At 67.7% G+C, this 16,919-nt stretch carries 13 protein-coding genes; 4 read left to right on the forward strand and 9 right to left on the reverse strand.

What is annotated here, in order from left to right:
* Nucleotides 1-25: 25 nt before the first annotated feature.
* Nucleotides 26-988 carry a LysR family transcriptional regulator gene (locus ACQHI0_RS04830; RefSeq protein WP_427906717.1) on the reverse strand — a complete coding sequence of 321 codons (963 nt, stop codon included), beginning with the start codon at nt 986-988 and terminating at the stop codon, nt 26-28.
* A 217-nt stretch (nt 989-1,205) separates the two neighbouring features.
* On the opposite strand from ACQHI0_RS04830, the gene ACQHI0_RS04835 reads away from it, so the two are divergent.
* From ACQHI0_RS04835 to ACQHI0_RS04845, 3 genes are all read left to right on the forward strand, one after another.
* On the forward strand, nt 1,206-1,829 hold the full coding sequence (locus tag ACQHI0_RS04835; protein ID WP_427906718.1) for an NADPH-dependent F420 reductase: 624 nt from the start codon (nt 1,206-1,208) through the stop codon (nt 1,827-1,829).
* Between the two features lie 94 nt (nt 1,830-1,923).
* A complete protein-coding gene (locus tag ACQHI0_RS04840; protein ID WP_427906719.1) occupies nt 1,924-2,859 on the forward strand; it encodes an SDR family oxidoreductase in 936 nt (311 codons plus the stop codon).
* Nucleotides 2,860-2,949: 90 nt separating this feature from the next.
* Nucleotides 2,950-3,927 (forward strand): NAD(P)-dependent alcohol dehydrogenase, encoded by a 978-nt coding sequence (locus tag ACQHI0_RS04845; protein ID WP_427906720.1) that lies wholly within the window; start codon nt 2,950-2,952, stop codon nt 3,925-3,927.
* 114 nt (nt 3,928-4,041) lie between these two features.
* Here the strand turns inward: ACQHI0_RS04845 and ACQHI0_RS04850 are convergent, their stop codons facing one another.
* From ACQHI0_RS04850 to ACQHI0_RS04885, 8 genes are all read right to left on the reverse strand, one after another.
* The gene (locus ACQHI0_RS04850; RefSeq protein ID WP_427906721.1) at nt 4,042-4,725 is read right to left on the reverse strand and encodes an LON peptidase substrate-binding domain-containing protein; all 684 of its coding nucleotides are present in this window, start codon (nt 4,723-4,725) and stop codon (nt 4,042-4,044) included.
* A gap of 111 nt (nt 4,726-4,836) precedes the next feature.
* The gene (gene acs, locus ACQHI0_RS04855; RefSeq protein WP_427906722.1) at nt 4,837-6,741 is read right to left on the reverse strand and encodes an acetate--CoA ligase; all 1,905 of its coding nucleotides are present in this window, start codon (nt 6,739-6,741) and stop codon (nt 4,837-4,839) included.
* Between the two features lie 76 nt (nt 6,742-6,817).
* Nucleotides 6,818-8,455, reverse strand: a complete 1,638-nt coding sequence (locus ACQHI0_RS04860) for a solute symporter family protein (RefSeq protein ID WP_427906723.1) — start codon at nt 8,453-8,455, stop codon at nt 6,818-6,820.
* Nucleotides 8,452-8,805, reverse strand: a complete 354-nt coding sequence (locus tag ACQHI0_RS04865) for a DUF485 domain-containing protein (RefSeq protein WP_427906724.1) — start codon at nt 8,803-8,805, stop codon at nt 8,452-8,454. The genes ACQHI0_RS04860 and ACQHI0_RS04865 overlap by 4 nt, the downstream gene beginning before the upstream one ends.
* Nucleotides 8,806-8,957: 152 nt before the next feature.
* Nucleotides 8,958-10,712: a cation acetate symporter gene (locus tag ACQHI0_RS04870; protein ID WP_427906725.1), complete on the reverse strand. Its 1,755-nt coding sequence runs from the start codon at nt 10,710-10,712 to the stop codon at nt 8,958-8,960.
* A 29-nt stretch (nt 10,713-10,741) separates the two neighbouring features.
* Nucleotides 10,742-11,107, reverse strand: coding sequence for a hypothetical protein (locus ACQHI0_RS04875; RefSeq protein ID WP_427906726.1), 366 nt, complete (start codon nt 11,105-11,107; stop codon nt 10,742-10,744).
* Nucleotides 11,104-11,901, reverse strand: coding sequence for a LytR/AlgR family response regulator transcription factor (locus ACQHI0_RS04880; RefSeq protein ID WP_427906727.1), 798 nt, complete (start codon nt 11,899-11,901; stop codon nt 11,104-11,106). Before ACQHI0_RS04880 ends, ACQHI0_RS04875 begins: the two co-directional genes overlap by 4 nt.
* Before the next feature lie 61 nt (nt 11,902-11,962).
* Nucleotides 11,963-13,141 carry a sensor histidine kinase gene (locus ACQHI0_RS04885; RefSeq protein WP_427906728.1) on the reverse strand — a complete coding sequence of 393 codons (1,179 nt, stop codon included), beginning with the start codon at nt 13,139-13,141 and terminating at the stop codon, nt 11,963-11,965.
* Nucleotides 13,142-13,351: 210 nt separating this feature from the next.
* Between ACQHI0_RS04885 and dnaE the strand changes: the two genes are divergently transcribed.
* Complete coding sequence (gene dnaE, locus ACQHI0_RS04890; RefSeq protein ID WP_427906729.1) at nt 13,352-16,915, forward strand: DNA polymerase III subunit alpha; 3,564 nt, start codon at nt 13,352-13,354, stop codon at nt 16,913-16,915.
* The last annotated feature ends 4 nt before the right edge of the window (nt 16,916-16,919 follow it).

Here is a 16,919-nt window from a genome sequence, read left to right on the forward strand (position 1 = left end):
GTCCGATCCCGAGGTGCTGTCACGACTACTGCTGCGTGCCGAGGCCGTCGCCTCCTCTCGCACCGAAGGCCTCGAAATCCCCGAAGTTTTCGAAGCGTTCGGTGCCGCCTGAATGAGCCTCATGGTCCCCACATTCTGCCGTGATCTCGGCCGTCGCTCGCGCCGCGGTGAGGAAGTCGTCGGCCAGCGGCGAGGTGCGCGATGCCGCCATCGCGAGGCACACCTGGCCGGGTGCGAGTTCCGGGATGGGTACGTAGCTGATGTCGGGACGTGAGTAGAACAGTGTCTCCGATCGCCCGACGAACGAGATGCCCCGGCCGGCCGCGACGTGCTCGAGCTTCTCCTCCACGTCGCGCACCCGCAGCCCGGAGTCGGGGTGCGGGCGCGTGGTGGGATGCGTGCTCGGGTCGGCATGCCAGACCAGCGGCTCACCGGCCAGGTCGGCTTCGGTGACCTCCTCCTTGCCTGCCAGCCGGTGGCCTGCGGGCAGCACCACCATGAGCGGCTCGGTGTACAGCGGGGTCACGCGCAGGCCGGTCTCGTCGATGGGCAGCCGCACATAGCCGACGTCGATGCGGCCGTCGAGCAGCATCGGGGCCTGGTCATCCCATTCGATCCGCTGCACATCCACGACCACGTCCGGATGTCGAGCCCCGAACGCCTTCGCCGCCGGGATGACCGGGATGCCGGTCCGGAAGCCGACCGTCAGCCGCCGGCTGCCGTGGGCGGCCACGGTCACCCGGCGGCGGACCGCGTCCGCGGCGGCGAGCAGCGGACCGGCGTCGGCCAGCAGTTGTCGGCCGGCGTCGGTCAGCGCCACGCCGTGGCGATCCCTGGTGAACAGCGAGGCGCCGAGATCGTGTTCCAGCGCGCGGATCTGCCGGCTGAGTACGGGCTGCGCGATATGCAGCTCTTCCGCGGCGCGGCCGAAGTGCAGCGTGTCGGCGACGGCGAGGAAGTAGCGCAGTTTGCGCGGGTCCAGATCCATGGAAACCTCCCGGTCCGGTGATGCCTTCAAGGTATCACCACGGCCGAAAGAGGTCTTGGACGGCCACGCAGGTCGAATGGCATCCTCAATAGGTGCCTACCTGATCGATACCCATTGGGGCCAAAGCGAATTCGGCATCGGAATTCGACATCGGGACTTGATTTCAGGGCCCCGAATCTGAATGCGTCCTATCCAGATCCAGAAAGCAGGCATACCCATGAGCAGCGTCAGCATCATCGGCTTGGGAAACATGGCAGGCACGCTGGCCGCCCGGGCGCTCGCCGGCGGCAACGCCGTCGAGATCATCGGCCGCGACCCGGCCAGAGCCGCGGAAGTGGCCGCCGCGCTCGGCGGCGGCGCCACGGCCGGGACATTCGGCACCACCCCGGCGGGCGACCTCGTCATCCTCGCCGTGCCGTACGCCAGCGCCGTGCCGGTCGTCGACCGGTACGGGGACGCGCTGGCCGGCAAGGTCGTCATCGACATCTCCAACACCTCCACCGCCGACGCCACGGGGCTGGTCACCCCTGACGGCACTTCCGGCGCGCAGGAGATCGCCGATGCGGTCCCGGCGAGCGCGAATGTCGTGAAGGCGTTCAACACCGTCTTCGGCCACATCCTGGCCCAGGGCGGCCCGCTGGACGTGCTCTTCGCCGGCGACGACGCGCGGGCGAAGGCGAGCGTGTCGGCGTTCATCGAGAGCCTCGGCTTGCGCCCGCTGGATGTCGGCGGCCTGGAGATGGCGCGCTGGCTGGAAGGGGTGGGTGTGCTGATGATCAGCCTGGCCCGTAATGGCGTGGGGGACTTCAACTTCTCTCTCGGCGTCAACCTTCGCGGCTGAGCGCACCCGCACCACCACTTCTCGCGTGCCATCACGTCAGTCGATCTACGGCACGAGAAATGCCGCCCGCCACCATCCTCAGAAGGACAGCAGCATGCGCGTTTTCGTCACCGGCGGGACCGGCCACTCCGGTTCGTACATCATCCCCGAGCTCATCACCGCCGGGCACGAGGTCACCGGCCTGGCCCGGTCGGACATGGCCGCGGCGGCCTTGTCCGCGCTCGGCGCGAAGGTGCGTCGCGGCGACCTCGAGGATCTCGACGGGCTCGCGAAGGCAGCCGCAGACTCCGACGGCGTCATCCACGTCGCGCACAGGCAAGACCTGCTTCCGGTCGGCGGGATCGACGCCGTGGCCGCCGCGGAACTCCCGATCGTCCTCGCGTACGGCGAGGCACTCGCGGGGACCGGAAAGCCGCTGGTCGCAGCGGGGAGCATCGGCTCAGCCGGGAGCCTGGGCCGGCCGGCCACCGAGGAGGACCCGGCCCTTCCCGGCGGCGATGAGTACAAGGGCACCCTGCGGGTTCGCAATGTCGTGGAAACCGCCGTAGTCGGCCTCGCCGAGCGGGGAGTGCGGTCTTCGGTCGTGCGGTTCGCCAACATCGCACACAGCACGACCGATCCTGCAGGCTTCCTCGTGCAGCTGATCGCGCTCGCGAAGGAGAAGGGCTTCGTCGGCTACCCCGGAGACGGCGCGAACCTGTGGAACGCCGTGCACGTCCGCGATGTCGCCTCCGTGTTCCGCTTGGCCCTGGAGAAGGGGCAGGCCGGCAAATATTGGCACGCGGTGGGGGACGGGGCCATCCCACTCCGCGAGATCGCCGAGGCCATCGGCAGCCGTCTCGGCCTGCCCGCAGTGAGCATTCCCGCGGACGAACTGATGGTGCCGGGATACTTCGGTTTCCTCGCGAACATCGTCACGCAGAGCTACCCGGCGTCCAACCTCATCACTCGCCGAACCCTCGGCTGGGAACCCACTCAGCCCGGCCTGCTCGCCGATCTGGACAACGGCCATTACTTCTCCGCCGGCTGATCGAAACGAACCGCGACGGGCTGAATCTCCGCCGAGCATCGGGGGATTCCCTGATGTGGGCGGGTGGTCGGGGCGCCTAGCGTTGTCGGTGTGAGGGCGATTGTGCAGCAGGTTTACGGGTCATCGGCGATGTTGTCGGTGGCGGAGGTCGAGCGGCCGCGGGCGGGAGCGGGGGAGGTGCTGGTTCGGGTGCACGCCGCGTCGGTGAATGCGCGGGATTGGCATGTGATGCGGGGCGATCCGAAGATCGCGCGGTGGATGGATCGGTCGGTCTTCGGCCGGCGGGGACCGGCGAACCCGGTGCCGGGCGGTGATTTCGCGGGGACGGTCGAGGAGGTGGGGGACGGCGTCAACGATCTGGCTGCCGGTGACGAGGTTTTCGGGGAGGCGGTCAGCGGCGCGTTCGCGGAGTACCTCGCGGTGCCGCGGGCATTGCTCGACCGGAAGCCGGCGAATCTGAGTTTCGAGGAAGCGGCGGCGGTGCCGTTGGCCGCCAATACCGCCCTCACCTGTCTGCGTGATGTCGGTGAGCGGGTGCTGATCATCGGTGCCTCCGGCGGGGTCGGCACCTTCGCGGTCCAGATCGCTTGGGCCGAGGGCGCGCAAGTCAGCGCGGTGTGCAGTACCCGCAACGTCGAGGCGGCCAGGTCGCTCGGCGCGGAGCACGTCTTCGACTACACCCGCGATACCGTGACCGGCCGCTACGACACCGTCCTCGACCTCGCCGGAACCCGGACCCTGCGCGCACTGCTTCGCCTCGTCGAACCCACCGGGACGCTGGTCATGTCCGGCGGCGGCAACTTCGACGGTGGCAGCTGGTTCGGCCCGGTCGGCTTGCTCGCGCGCGGGCAGCTGGCCCGTCCGTTCGTGAAACCGGCCATCCGTGCTCCCCTCGCGGAGCAGACTCCGGAGTCCCTGACCGAGCTCCGCGGACTGATCGAATCGGGCAAGCTCCGCCCGGCCGTCGACCGGACCTATCCGCTCGCCGAAACGCCTGCCGCTATCGAGTACATGGAGACCGAACATGCTCGGGCCAAGATCGTGATCACCATCGCCGCACCGGACTGACCGGAGAGTCGCCGATCTGCGATCATCGCCGAATCTGCTGCGGCCCTTCGCTTATCAGTCCTCGGCCCTGGACTCGCGTGGTGCATTTCCGGTGCGGCTTCGCGTCGGACTACATCACAGCAGGCGGAACTCCATCATCGCGATCGCGTCGTCGACCGCGGTGGACAGCGCCACGAGCCGACTGTGGGGGTCCGGGGCGGACAGCGCCGCCTGGCGGTCGGTCGGGCCGATCGGCAGGCGAGCGGCGAGCTCGTAGGAGCGAGTGGTCGGATCGTCGGACAGCTCGTCGAGCGAGGCCGACGGCGGCGGGCGACGGATGCCGTTGCGGCGGGCGAACTGTGCGGTCAGCGCGTGCAGGCGGGCCGCGCGCTCGCGGAGACCAGACAGCAACTCGCCGTCGCCGTCGGTGGGCCCGTCGGGCCAGACCTGCGCCAGAGCCTGGGGATAGGGCGCGTCATCGAGCCACTGCTCGATACGGAGACGCTCGGTTCCCTTGCAGCGCAGCCGGTACCGAGACCCGGGCAGCTCGATCACCTCAGTGATCCGGGCGACGGTGCCCACCTCCGTGCGCACCTCACCACCACCCACCTCGTGCCCACGCGCGATCAGCACGACACCGAATTCCGGCTCTCGCCGACCGTCCATGCAGTCCTCGACCAGCGCCACGTACCGCGGCTCGAAGATCTGTAATGACAGCGATTCGCCGGGTAGCAGCACCGCACCCAGCGGGAACATTGGTATCTCCACCGTCCCAGCATGCCCGGTACCGCGCGGGCTACGTCCATCCGGCGCGCTCACGCTGTGTCCTTTCGGCGGATTCGGGTCCGCGCGCCCGCGCCGCGGGACGGCCGGTCCCGCGCCATCGGACGTCCGTCGTGACGCGGGCCGCTACGTCGCGGCACCGATCCGTCACGCAGTGGCGATCGACTCGAACACCGTCGGGTCGACCAGTGTCGAGGTGTCGCCGAGTTCGCGGCCCTCGGCGACATCGCGCAGCAGTCGGCGCATGATCTTGCCGCTGCGTGTCTTGGGCAGCTCGGGCACGATGTGGATCTCGCGCGGCCGCGCGATCGGGCTGATCTCCAGCGAGACCGCCGCCTTCAGCTCGGCGACGAGCTCCTCGGCCGCGGCGGCCGAGCCCGTGAGGATGACGAACGCGACGATCCCCTGACCGGTGGTCTCGTCCGACGCGCCGACCACGGCGGCCTCCGCGACAGCGGGATGCCCGACGAGCGCGGATTCCACCTCGGCGGTGGAGATGCGGTGCCCGGACACATTCATCACGTCGTCGACGCGCCCCAGGATCCACAGATCGCCGTCGGCATCGAGCTTGGCCCCGTCGCCGGCGAAGTACCAGCCTTCGGAAGCGAAACGCTGCCAATAGGTTTCGCGGTAGCGGTCCATGTCGTTCCAGATGCCGCGCAGCATCGACGGCCACGGTTGATCGAGGACGAGCAGCCCGGATTCGTCGGAAGCCAGCGGCGTGCCCTCGTCATCGACGACCTTGGCGGAGATCCCCGGCAGGGGGCCCATCGCGGCGCCGGGCTTGGTGGCGGTGACGCCCGGCAGCGGCGCGATCATGATGGCGCCGGTCTCGGTCTGCCACCAGGTGTCGACGATCGGAGTCGCGTTTGCGCCGAACACTTCTCGGTACCAGCGCCAGGCTTCGGGGTTGATCGGTTCGCCGACGGAGCCGAGCAGCCGCAGGGTGCTCAGGTCGTGGGCGTCGGGGATCTCGCGGCCCCATTTCATGAAGGTCCGAATCAGCGTGGGCGCGGTGTAATAGATAGTGACGCCGTACTTCTCGATGATCTCGAAATGACGATTCTCGTCGGGGAAGTTCGGAGTGCCCTCGTACACCACCTGAGTCGCGCGGTTGGCGAGCGGCCCGTAGACGATGTAGCTGTGCCCGGTCACCCAGCCGATATCGGCGGTGCACCAGTACACGTCCTGTCCCGCTTTGTGATCGAAGACGTTGTGATGGGTGTAGGCGGTCTGGGTGAGGTATCCACCGGTCGTGTGCAGAATCCCCTTGGGCTTTCCGGTGGTGCCGGAGGTGTAGAGGATGAACAGCGGGTGCTCGGCGGGGAAGGCCTGTGCCTCGTGCGAAGGCGAAGCGACAGCGACGGTTTCGTCCCACCACAGATCGCGCACCTCGGTCCACGGGACGTCGAGGCCGACCCGGCGCACCACCAGCACGTGCTCGACGCTGGACGGATCCGAACCCAGCGCCTCGTCGACGGCGTACTTCAGCGCGGCGGGCTTCCCGCGCCGCCACTGCCCGTCGGTGGTCACGATCAGCCGGGCTTCGGCGTCGTCGACCCGCTGACGCAAGGCGGTGGGGGAGAACCCGGCGAACACCACCGAGTGGGTGAGCCCGAGCCGCGCGCACGCCAGCATCGTCACAATGGCTTCGGGCACCATCGGCATGTAGATCGCGACCCGATCACCGGCGACGAGGCCGAGCGTAGTGAAAGTATTTGCCGCCCTGCACACTTCATCGAGCAGTTCCGAGTAGGTGATGGCCCGGGAATCGCCAGGCTCGCCCTCCCAGTGGATGGCCACCTGGTCGCCGTGCCCGTCGAGCACGTGGCGGTCGAGGCAGTTGTAGGCGACGTTGAGTTCGCCGTCGCCGAACCAGCGCGCGACCGGCGCGTCGGACCAGTCGAGCACCTCGGTGAAGGGCTTGTGCCAGTGCAACCGGTTGGCCTGCTCGGCCCAGAAACCGTCGCGATCGGTGCGCGCCTGCTCGTACAGCGCGGCATCGGCATTGGCCTGCTCGACGAAACCCTGGGCGGGCGGGTAACTGGTCACAAGAAACTCTCCTTCGAAAACGTGGGGGAACAACCCGTGCCGGTGGGGCGAACCACCGGCACGGGCAGGGGTGGCGCTAGTGCGAGATCGCCTTCTCCGCACCGACGCCGGTCAGGGACCGGACTTCCATCTCCGCGGCCTTGGCCTGATCGACCTGCTCGCCACGGCCACCCAGGTAGGTGCCGAGCACGCCGAGTGCGAACGCCAGCGGAATGGACACAATGCCCGGGTTGGCCAGGGGGAAGTAGTCGAAATCGGCACCCTTGATCATCGCGGTCTTGTTGCCCGACACCGCGGGCGAGAACACGATGAGCACGATGGTCGAGATCAGGCCGCCGTACATCGACCACAGCGCGCCGGTGGTGTTGAAGCGCTTCCAGAACAGCGAGTACAGGATCGTCGGCAGGTTCGCCGCCGCCGCCACCGCGAAGGCGAGCGCCACCAGGAACGCGATGTTCTGGCCGTTGGCGAGGATGCCGAGACCGATCGCGAGCACGCCGATCACCACCGCGGTGATCCGCGAGACCCGCACCTGCTTGACCTCGTCGACGTTGCCCTTCTTGAGCACGCTGGCGTAGATGTCGTGCGCGAACGAGGCCGAGGCGGTGATGGTGAGTCCGGCTACGACCGCGAGGATCGTCGCGAACGCGACCGCCGAGATCACCCCGAGCAGGATCACGCCACCCAGTTCGAACGCCAGCAGCGGCGCCGCCGAGTTCTGGCCACCCGCCGCGGCGAGGATCTTGTCCGGGCCGACGATGGCCGCCGCGCCGTAACCGAGCACCAGGGTGAACAGGTAGAAGGCACCGATCAGGCCGATCGCCCACACCACCGAGCGCCGAGCCTCTTTCGCGGTCGGCACCGTGTAGAAGCGCATCAGCACGTGCGGCAGACCCGCGGTGCCGAGTACCAGTGCCAGGCCGAGCGACAGGAAGTTCAGCTTGGACATCTCACTGCCGCCGTACTGCGCGCCGGGCGCGAGCACATCGCGGGCGGCGACCGCCTTGCTGGTGGACTCGCTCACCGATTCCTGTGCGGCACCGAGGATGTCGGAGAAGTTGAAGCCGAACTTGGCCAGCACCATCACCGTCATCAGCGCGGCGCCCGCGATCAGCAGCACCGCCTTGATGATCTGCACCCATGTGGTGCCCTTCATGCCGCCGACCAGCACGTACACGATCATCAGCACGCCAACGGCGGCGATCACGACGGATTGTCCCGCGCGACTGGAGATATCGAGCAGCAGCGCGACCAGGCCGCCGGCGCCCGCCATCTGCGCGAGCAGATAGAACAGCGACACGGTGAGGGTGGTCAGCGCGGCCGCGGTGCGCACCGGGCCTTCCTTGAGCCGGAAGCTGAGCACATCGGCCATGGTGAATTTGCCGGTGTTGCGCAGCATCTCGGCCACCAGCAGCAGCGCGACGAGCCAGGCGACGAGGAACCCGATCGAATACAGGAACCCGTCGTAGCCGTAGACGGCGATCGCGCCCGCGATGCCGAGGAAGCTCGCGGCCGACAGGTAGTCACCGGCGATGGCGACGCCGTTCTGCGGACCGGAGAAGCCGCGCCCGCCGGTGAAATAGTCCGCGGCACTGGCGTTGTTGCGGCTGGCCCGGATCACCACGACCATGGTGACCGCGACGAACAGCAGGAAGATGGCGATATTGGCGATGGGATTGCCCACCGTCGAAGACGCGGCAAGGGTGACGCTCATGCCTGGCCCCCTTCGAGTTCTTCGCGGATGGCCGCGGCACGCGGGTCCAGTTCACGGTTGGCGAAACGGACGTAGAGCCCGGTGATGAGGAATGTGGAGACGAACTGCCCGAGTCCGAGCAGCAGGCCCACATTGATGTTGCCGAAGACCTTCTGTGCCATGAAGTCGTGCGCGTAGGCGCCGAGCAACACGTAGCTCAGGTACCACACCAGAAACAGCGCGGTCATCGGGAAGATGAAGCGGCGCAGACGGTTTCGCAGCTCTTGGAACTGCGGACTCGCCTGTACCGCGAGCCATTCGTCGGCACTCGGCGTGCGCGGATCTGGCGCCTCGGTGTCGGTTTGGGTCATGCCGGTCGTCCTAGCGTGAAGGGGGGTCGTGCGTGGAGATGACGGTAGGTCCCCGGAGGCGGGTGCATGATGGTGTGGCGTGGGTCACTCGGTGAAGGTGGCCGCCCGTGCGGTGAGCGGTCGATGTGGTGCGACGAACGGTCGGCCCGAGATCACCGGTGAGTGGCGTTTTCGGGGTCGCGATCGGCGCTCATCCCGAGTCGTTCGGGCGCGTGCATGCGCAGGAAGACCCCGGCGACCGTCCGCGGATCCTGGCCGGTGGTGGCGAGGCTGACCAGGATGGTGACGGCGAAGGCCAGTGGCACGCTGACCGCGCCCGGATAGTCGACGATCGCGGCGGGCCAGCCGTTCGCCAGGTCGGGGGAGACGCCACCGAGCACTGCCAGCACGGTCGCGCCGCCCGCGGTGATGCCGCCGGTGAGCATGCCAGCGGCCGCGCCGGTCGCGGTGAGTCCGCGCCACCAGATGCCGAGCACGAGCAGCGGACACAGCGTCGACGCGGCCACCGAGAAGGCGAGGGCGACGGTGCGCGACAGATCGAGGGACGCGACGGTCACCGCGAGCGTCAGCGGGACCAGGCCCGCGACCAGGGCGGCGAGCCGGAAGTCCCGGATCCGCCCGCGCAGCACGTCGGTACTGAGCACGCCCGCCAGACTGACCAGCAGCCCCGACGAGGTGGACAGGAACGCCGCGATCGCCCCGGCCGCCGCCAACGCGGCCAGCAGTTGTCCGCCGAGGCCGCCGAGAACCGCGCCGGGCAGCAGTACGACCGCCGCGTCGGAGGCGCCGGTGATCAGCAGTTGCGGCACGTAGAGCCGGGCGAAGACGCCGAGCAGGATCGGGAACAGGTAGAAGACGCCGACCAGCCCGATCACGGTCAGCGCGGTCCGGCGCGCCGACGGTCCGTCGCGGTTGGTGTAGAAGCGCACGAGCACGTGTGGCAGTCCCATGGTGCCGAGGAAGGTCGCCACGATCAGCGAGAACACCTGGTACTGGGGATGTTCCCCGCCGAAGCCGCCGCCGGGAGCCACCCAGCTCGCGCCGTCGGCCGGTGCGCCGGCCACCACCGGGACGGCCGAACCCGGCGCGAGGATCAATTCGGTGCCCGAGGCGAGGGTGTGATCGCCCGGTGTCAGCACGACCGGCCCCTCGACCGCGTGCCCGTCGAGCGTCCCGGTGATCGTGACCCGCTGTGAAACATCCAGGTGCACCACCACATCGGTGGAGATATCGACGGCGGTTCGTTCGTCGACGGTCGGTGGCACGGGCGTGGCGACCGGTCGTTCATCGGCCAGGAAATGCATCCCGAGCACCAGCGCGGGCACCGCCACCGCGGTCAATTTCAGCCAGTATTGGAATGCCTGCACCAGCGTCACCGACCGCATACCGCCGCCGATCACATTCACCAAGACGATCGCGCCGACGGCGACCGCACCCACCCACGCAGGCACCCCGAGCAGAATGTGCAGGGTCAGTCCGGCGCCCTGGAACTGGGGGATCAGATAGACCGCGCACACCAGTACAACGAGACCAGCCGCCATGCGCCGCAACCGAATAGATCCCAATCGGAATTCGGCGAAGTCCGGCACGGTGTACGCGCCGGATCGGCGCAGCGGCGCCGCCACGAACATCAGCAGACCCAGATAGCCCGCGGTGAAACCCACCGGATACCACAGGGCGTCCGCGCCGTACTTGGCGATCAATCCGGCGACGCCGAGAAAAGAAGCGGCGGAGAGGTATTCACCGGAGATCGCGGCCGCGTTCCACCGCGAACCCACTGTGCGTGAGGCGACCAGGAAGTCGGAAGTCGTGCGGGACAGGCGCACTCCATAGAATCCGATGCCGACAGTGGCAAGCGCCGCCAGCAGCAGGGCGGCGACCGTGAGCGCGGGATTGTCGGGGCTCATGGGGTCGGCGTCTGGTCGCAGGGCATGTGTCAGTCCCCGGCCAGTTCCAGGAAGTCGTCCTCGTTGCGTTGGGCGAGGCGAACATAGGACCACCCCACCGCGTAGAGCACCGGGAACGCGACCACGCCGAGGATCAGCCACGGCAGGCGGATCCCGAGCACCGCGGCCTCGGCGATCGTGTCGATGCCGAACAGCACCGGCAGCGCGCCGAACCCGACCGCCACCACCAGCCCCAGGCGCAATGCCAGACCCAGCTGCGCCCGGATCAGCCCACCGATCAACGCCGCGCCCAGATCGGTCTGCTCGACCACCTCTGTGCGAGTGCGCACCTGACGCGCACCCCGCCGCTGCGCCAGCACCACGCGTTCGCGCGGCGGTCGCTGCGGACCCGTCACCGCTGCGACCAATTCTGCCGGGGCCCGTGCACCAGCCGCTGCTTGAGTTCACGCACCTGCCGCCTGCTCACCGGTAACTCCACCGCCCCGGCCGCCCCCTCTGCCCGCAGACACACCACCGTCCCGTTACCGGAACTGCGCAACCCGGTGACCAATCGCAATGCCACCAGATACGACCGATGCACCCGCAGAAAACCCGCGTCCTCCCATCGTGATTCCAACGCCGACAACGGAATCCGCACCAAATGCGATCCACTCCCGGTATGCAACCGCGCGTAGTCACCATCCGCCTCGACCCACGCCACATCGGCCCGATTCACCAAGGTGGTCACCCCGCCGAGCTCCACCGGAATCACCTCACTGGGATGCGCGGACTCGGCCACCACCGCCGCGGGCACCGAAACCCGCCCCGCCAGAATCCGCCGCACCGCCTCACCCAACCGAGCGCCCCGCAACGGTTTCAGCAGATAGTCGACTGCCCCCAAATCGAATGCGGCCACCGCGTGGTCATCGTGCGCGGTGACGAAAACCACCGCGGGTGGCTCCGCGAATTCCGACAGAATCCCGGCCAATTCCATTCCCGTGAGCCCTGGCATATCGATATCGAGGAACACCGCGTCGATCGGATGCGCCCGCAGCAACCGCAGCGCACCCGTTGCCTCACCCGCCCGATGAATCTCCCCGACCCCGGCCTGCGTGCTCAGCAGATACACGAGCTCATCCAGCGCCGGTTTCTCATCGTCGACGGCGAGCACCCGCAGGGCGGTCGAGGGTTCTTCGGTGTTCCAAGTCACAACCCATCCATGGTAACCGGCACCCGTGACGGTGGTGTCGAACGCTGCCGTTCGAGGCGCATCAGGCGCGGATACCGGCGCGGAACTTCGGCACGCGCATGCTGACCTTCGTGCCGGCGCCGGGTGCGGTTTCCACGACAAGGCCGTAGTCGTTGCCGAAGGCGGCGCGCAGGCGGTCGTCGACGTTGGCGAGGCCGACGTGGGCCGCCTCGCCGGTGCGGGCCGGGCCGGAGCCGGTGTCGACGGCGTCGAGCGCGCCTGAGCGCAGGAGGTCGGGGTCCATGCCGATGCCGTCGTCTTCGACGCTGATCAGGCAGTCGGTGCCCGCGTCGCTGGCGACGATGCTGAGCTGGCCGCCCCGCCCGCCCCCGGCGAGGCCGTGCCGGACCGCGTTCTCGACGAGCGGTTGCAAGGCGAGGAAGGGCAGGACGACGCCGAGGACTTCCGGTGCGATGCGCAGGCGCACGTCGAGCGCATCGCCGAAGCGGGCCTGTTCCAGCGCCAGGTATCGCTCGATATTGCGGAGTTCGTCGGCGAGCACGGTGAATTCGCCCGCGGCGCGGAAGGAGTAGCGGGTGAAGTCGGCGAATTCGAGAATCAGTTCGCGGGCCCGATCCGGGTCGGTGCGGACGAACGAGGCGATCGTGTTGAGCGCGTTGTAGATGAAGTGCGGGCTGATCTGAGCCCGCAGCGCACGCAATTCGGCCCGGTCGACGCGAGCGCGCGAGGCATCCAGCTCGGCGAGCTCCAACTGCCCACAGGCGTACCGCGCCACCTCCGCCGCCGCCCCGAGCATCCCCGGCCCCGGTGTGCCGGTCGTCACCATTCCGAGCGCGCCGACCGCCGCGCCCCCGTCGATCGACAACGGCTGCGCGATCAACGTGTGCTCGTCACCGGCCACCAGCACCGGCCGCTCGTCCGCGACAGCCCGGCGGCCCGCGTCAGCGAACAGCGCGAGCATCCCCGCATGCGGACCATCCCAGGCCAGCAGTGTCCCCTCCGCATCAGCTATCCCGAGCGCTTCGGCGCCCGCGAGCGCGCGCAGGTGCGGCGCCGCCTCGTTCGCGGACTCCTCGGTCAGCCCGCGCCGCAACGGCACGGCGGCCAGCGACGCGGTGTGCAGCGCTTGGTGGACGGCGCGCTGTGCGGGGGTGGTGACAACCCGCTGCGTACGTCGCCACACCAGCAAGGCCACGACCAGCAGGGCGACGACCGCGGCGGCGACGATGAAAGGGGTCATCGAGTCGGCCGATTGGAGTGCACGGATCGATTATGTCGGTGTGGGCACCGGAATCGGACCAGGTCGACTTCTTCGCGAGCTCGAGCGCCCGTCGTGACGTTCACCACGATACGCCGCCCCACACGAGGTGCGGTTCGTGGCGCGCGCGCCGAGTGCGAAATGTGTCGGACCCCCGTGCATAGAATGCCAAGGCCAACCCCCGCCGACTCTATGGGAGGAAGGACCGTCTTGGCTCCGTCCGGATCGTTCGTTCACCTGCACAACCACACCGAGTACTCGATGCTCGATGGCGCGGCGAAGATCTCGCCGCTGTTCGCGGAGGCGGATCGGTTGGGCATGACCGCGGTCGGCATGACCGACCACGGCAACATGTACGGCGCCTCGGAGTTCTACAACTCGGCCAAGAAGGCGGGCATCAAGCCGATCATCGGCATCGAGGCCTACATCGCGCCCGGCTCGCGCTTCGACACCAAGCGCGTGAAGTGGGGCGACCCCGGCCAGAAGGGCGACGACGTCTCCGGCTCGGGTGCCTACACCCACATGACGATGGTGGCCGAGAACGCGACCGGTCTGCGCAACCTGTTCAAGCTGTCGAGCCTGGCCTCGATCGAGGGTCAGCTGGGCAAGTGGGCGCGGATGGACGAGGAGATCATCGCCCAGCACGCCGAGGGCATCATCGCGACCACTGGCTGCCCGTCGGGTGAGGTGCAGACGCGCCTGCGCCTCGGCCACGATCGCGAAGCGCTCGAAGCCGCCGCGAAGTGGCAGGAGATCTTCGGCGCCGACAACTTCTTCCTCGAGGTGATGGACCACGGTCTGTCCATCGAGCGCCGGGTCCGCGAGGGCCTGATCGACATCAGCAAGCAGCTCGGCATCCCGCCGATCGCCACCAACGACTGCCATTACGTCACCAAGGACCAGTCGGTCAACCACGAAGCGCTGCTGTGCATTCAGACCGGCAAGACGCTCTCGGACCCGACCCGTTTCAAGTTCGACGGTGACGGCTACTACCTCAAGTCCGCCGCGGAGATGCGCGCGATCTGGGATGCCGAGGTCCCCGGCGCGTGTGACAACACCGAGCTCATCGGTGAGCGGGTCCAGTCCTACGACGACGTGTGGGCCCATCGCGACCGGATGCCGGTCTTCCCGGTGCCCGAGGGCCACGACCAGGCCAGCTGGTTGCGCAAGGAAGTCCTCGATGGTCTCGATCGTCGCTTCCCGGACGGTCCCTCGCGCGAATACCTCGACCGCGCCGACTTCGAACTCAAAGTCATCTGCGAGATGGGTTTCCCGGCCTACTTCCTCGTCGTCGGCGACCTGATCAAGCACGCGCTGGAAGTCGGCATCCGCGTCGGTCCCGGCCGTGGTTCGGCGGCCGGTTCGCTGGTCGCCTACGCGATGGGCATCACCAATATCGACCCCATCCCGCACGGTCTGCTGTTCGAGCGATTCCTCAACCCCGAGCGCGTGTCGATGCCCGATATCGATATCGACTTCGATGATCGCCGCCGCGGTGAGATGGTCCGCTACGCCACCGAGAAGTGGGGCAGCGACCGGGTCGCCCAGGTGATCACCTTCGGCACCATCAAGACCAAGGCCGCGATCAAGGACTCCGCGCGAGTCCTGTTCGGCCAGCCCGGTTTCGCCATCGCCGACCAGATCTCCAAGGCGCTGCCGCCGCCGATCATGGCCAAGGACATCTCGGTCTCGGGCATCACCGATCCCGATCACGAGCGGTACAAGGAAGCCGCCGAGGTGCGTGAGCTCATCGGCTCCAACCCCGATATCGCCAAGATCTACGAGACCGCGAAAGGCCTGGAAGGCCTGATCCGCAACGCGGGTGTGCACGCCTGCGCGGTCATCATGTCCTCAGAGCCGCTCACCGACGCGATCCCGGTGTGGAAGCGCGCGCAGGACGGCGCGATCATCACCGGTTGGGACTACCCGTCGTGCGAGGCCATCGGCCTGCTGAAGATGGACTTCCTCGGTCTGCGCAACCTCACCGTCATCGGTGACGCCCTGGAGAACATCAAGGCCAACCGCGGCATCGATCTCGACATGGACAACCTGCCGCTCGACGACCCGGCCACCTACGAATTGCTCGCCCGCGGCGACACTCTCGGTGTTTTCCAGCTCGACGGCAGTGCCATGCGCGACCTGCTGCGCCGCATGCAGCCCACCGGCTTCGGCGATATCGTCGCCGTCCTCGCGCTGTACCGACCCGGCCCGATGGGCATGAACGCCCACAACGACTACGCCGACCGCAAGAACAACCGGCAAGAAGTCAAACCGATCCACCCCGAACTCGAAGAGCCACTGAAGGACATCCTGGCCGACACCTTCGGCCTGATCGTCTATCAGGAACAGATCATGCAGATCGCGCAGAAGGTGGCCGGGTACTCGCTCGGCCAAGCCGACATCCTGCGCCGCGCCATGGGTAAGAAGAAGCTCTCCGTCCTGGAAGAGGCCTACGCCGGCTTCCGCGACGGCATGCTCGCCAATGATTTCTCCGAGCCCGCCATCAAGGCACTGTGGGACACGATTCTCCCGTTCGCCGGGTACGCGTTCAACAAATCGCACGCCGCCGGCTACGGCCTCGTCTCCTTCTGGACCGCCTACCTCAAGGCCAACTATCCGGCCGAGTACATGGCGGGTCTGCTCACCTCCGTCGGTGACGACAAGGACAAAGCCGCGATCTACCTGTCGGATTGCCGCAAGATGGGCATCACGGTGCTGCCGCCCGATGTCAACGAATCGGAGCTGAACTTCGCCTCCGTCGGCACCGACATCCGGTTCGGCCTCGGCGCGGTCCGCAACGTCGGCACCAACGTGGTCGGCTCGATCATCAACGCTCGCAGGGAGAAGTCGAAGTTCACCGACTTCTCCGACTATCTGAACAAGATCGACGCGATCGCCTGTTCCAAGAAGGTCACCGAATCCCTCATCAAGGCAGGCGGATTCGACTCGCTCGGGCACCCACGCAAGGGCCTGCTGCTGATTCACTCCGATGCGATCGACGCGGTGATGTCGACCAAGAAGGCCGAGGCGATCGGCCAGTTCGACCTGTTCGGTGGCCTCGGCGACGGCGACGACTCGATGGCGTCGGTATTCAACGTCAAAGTGCCGGAAGACGAATGGGAGACCAAGCACAAGCTCGCTCTCGAACGTGAGATGCTGGGCCTCTACGTATCCGGGCACCCGCTCAACGGTGTCGAACACGTACTGGCCGCCCAGGTCGACACCCCCATCCCGGCGATCCTGGAAGGCGACGTCAAGGACGGCGCGCAGGTGACCATCGGCGGCATCCTCGCCTCGGTGAACCGCCGCATCAACAAGAACGGATTGGCCTGGGCCTCGGCGCAATTGGAAGATCTCACCGGTGGTGTGGAGGTGCTGTTCTTCCCGCAGTCGTACTCGGTCTACGGCATGGACGTGGTCGAAGACGCCGTGGTGCTGGTGAAGGCCAGGGTCTCCGTGCGCGACGACCGCATCTCGCTGATCGCCAACGACCTTGTCGTCCCCGATCTTTCGGCCATCGGTGTCGCCAAGCCGGTGGCGGTGGTGATGACGACCCGGATGTGTACGCCCGACAAGCTCGGTGAACTCAAGAAGGTCCTCACCCGTCACCAGGGCACCTCGGATGTCTTCATCCGCCACGTCGGCGCTCGCGAGAAGACCACCATGCTCAAACTCGACGACGCCTGGCGGGTCTCCCCGTCCTCGGCGCTGATGGGTGACCTGAAAGCGCTGCTCGGCCCCGGCTGCCTGGGCTGAGGAA

It is taken from the genome of Nocardia sp. FBN12 (genome assembly GCF_050320175.1).
GTDB lineage: Bacteria > Actinomycetota > Actinomycetes > Mycobacteriales > Mycobacteriaceae > Nocardia.

Excerpts from the sequence above, each read along its gene's own strand:
- ACQHI0_RS04835 (WP_427906718.1), top strand. The coding sequence starts at position 1,206 with ATGAGCAGCGTCAGCATCATCGGCTTGGGAAACATGGCAGGCACGCTG.
- ACQHI0_RS04870 (WP_427906725.1), bottom strand. The coding sequence starts at position 10,712 with ATGAGCCCCGACAATCCCGCGCTCACGGTCGCCGCCCTGCTGCTGGCG.
- dnaE (WP_427906729.1), top strand. The coding sequence starts at position 13,352 with ATGGGAGGAAGGACCGTCTTGGCTCCGTCCGGATCGTTCGTTCACCTG.
- ACQHI0_RS04840 (WP_427906719.1), top strand. The coding sequence starts at position 1,924 with ATGCGCGTTTTCGTCACCGGCGGGACCGGCCACTCCGGTTCGTACATC.
- ACQHI0_RS04865 (WP_427906724.1), bottom strand. The coding sequence starts at position 8,805 with ATGACCCAAACCGACACCGAGGCGCCAGATCCGCGCACGCCGAGTGCC.
- ACQHI0_RS04885 (WP_427906728.1), bottom strand. The coding sequence starts at position 13,141 with ATGACCCCTTTCATCGTCGCCGCCGCGGTCGTCGCCCTGCTGGTCGTG.
- ACQHI0_RS04830 (WP_427906717.1), bottom strand. The coding sequence starts at position 988 with ATGGATCTGGACCCGCGCAAACTGCGCTACTTCCTCGCCGTCGCCGAC.
- ACQHI0_RS04860 (WP_427906723.1), bottom strand. The coding sequence starts at position 8,455 with ATGAGCGTCACCCTTGCCGCGTCTTCGACGGTGGGCAATCCCATCGCC.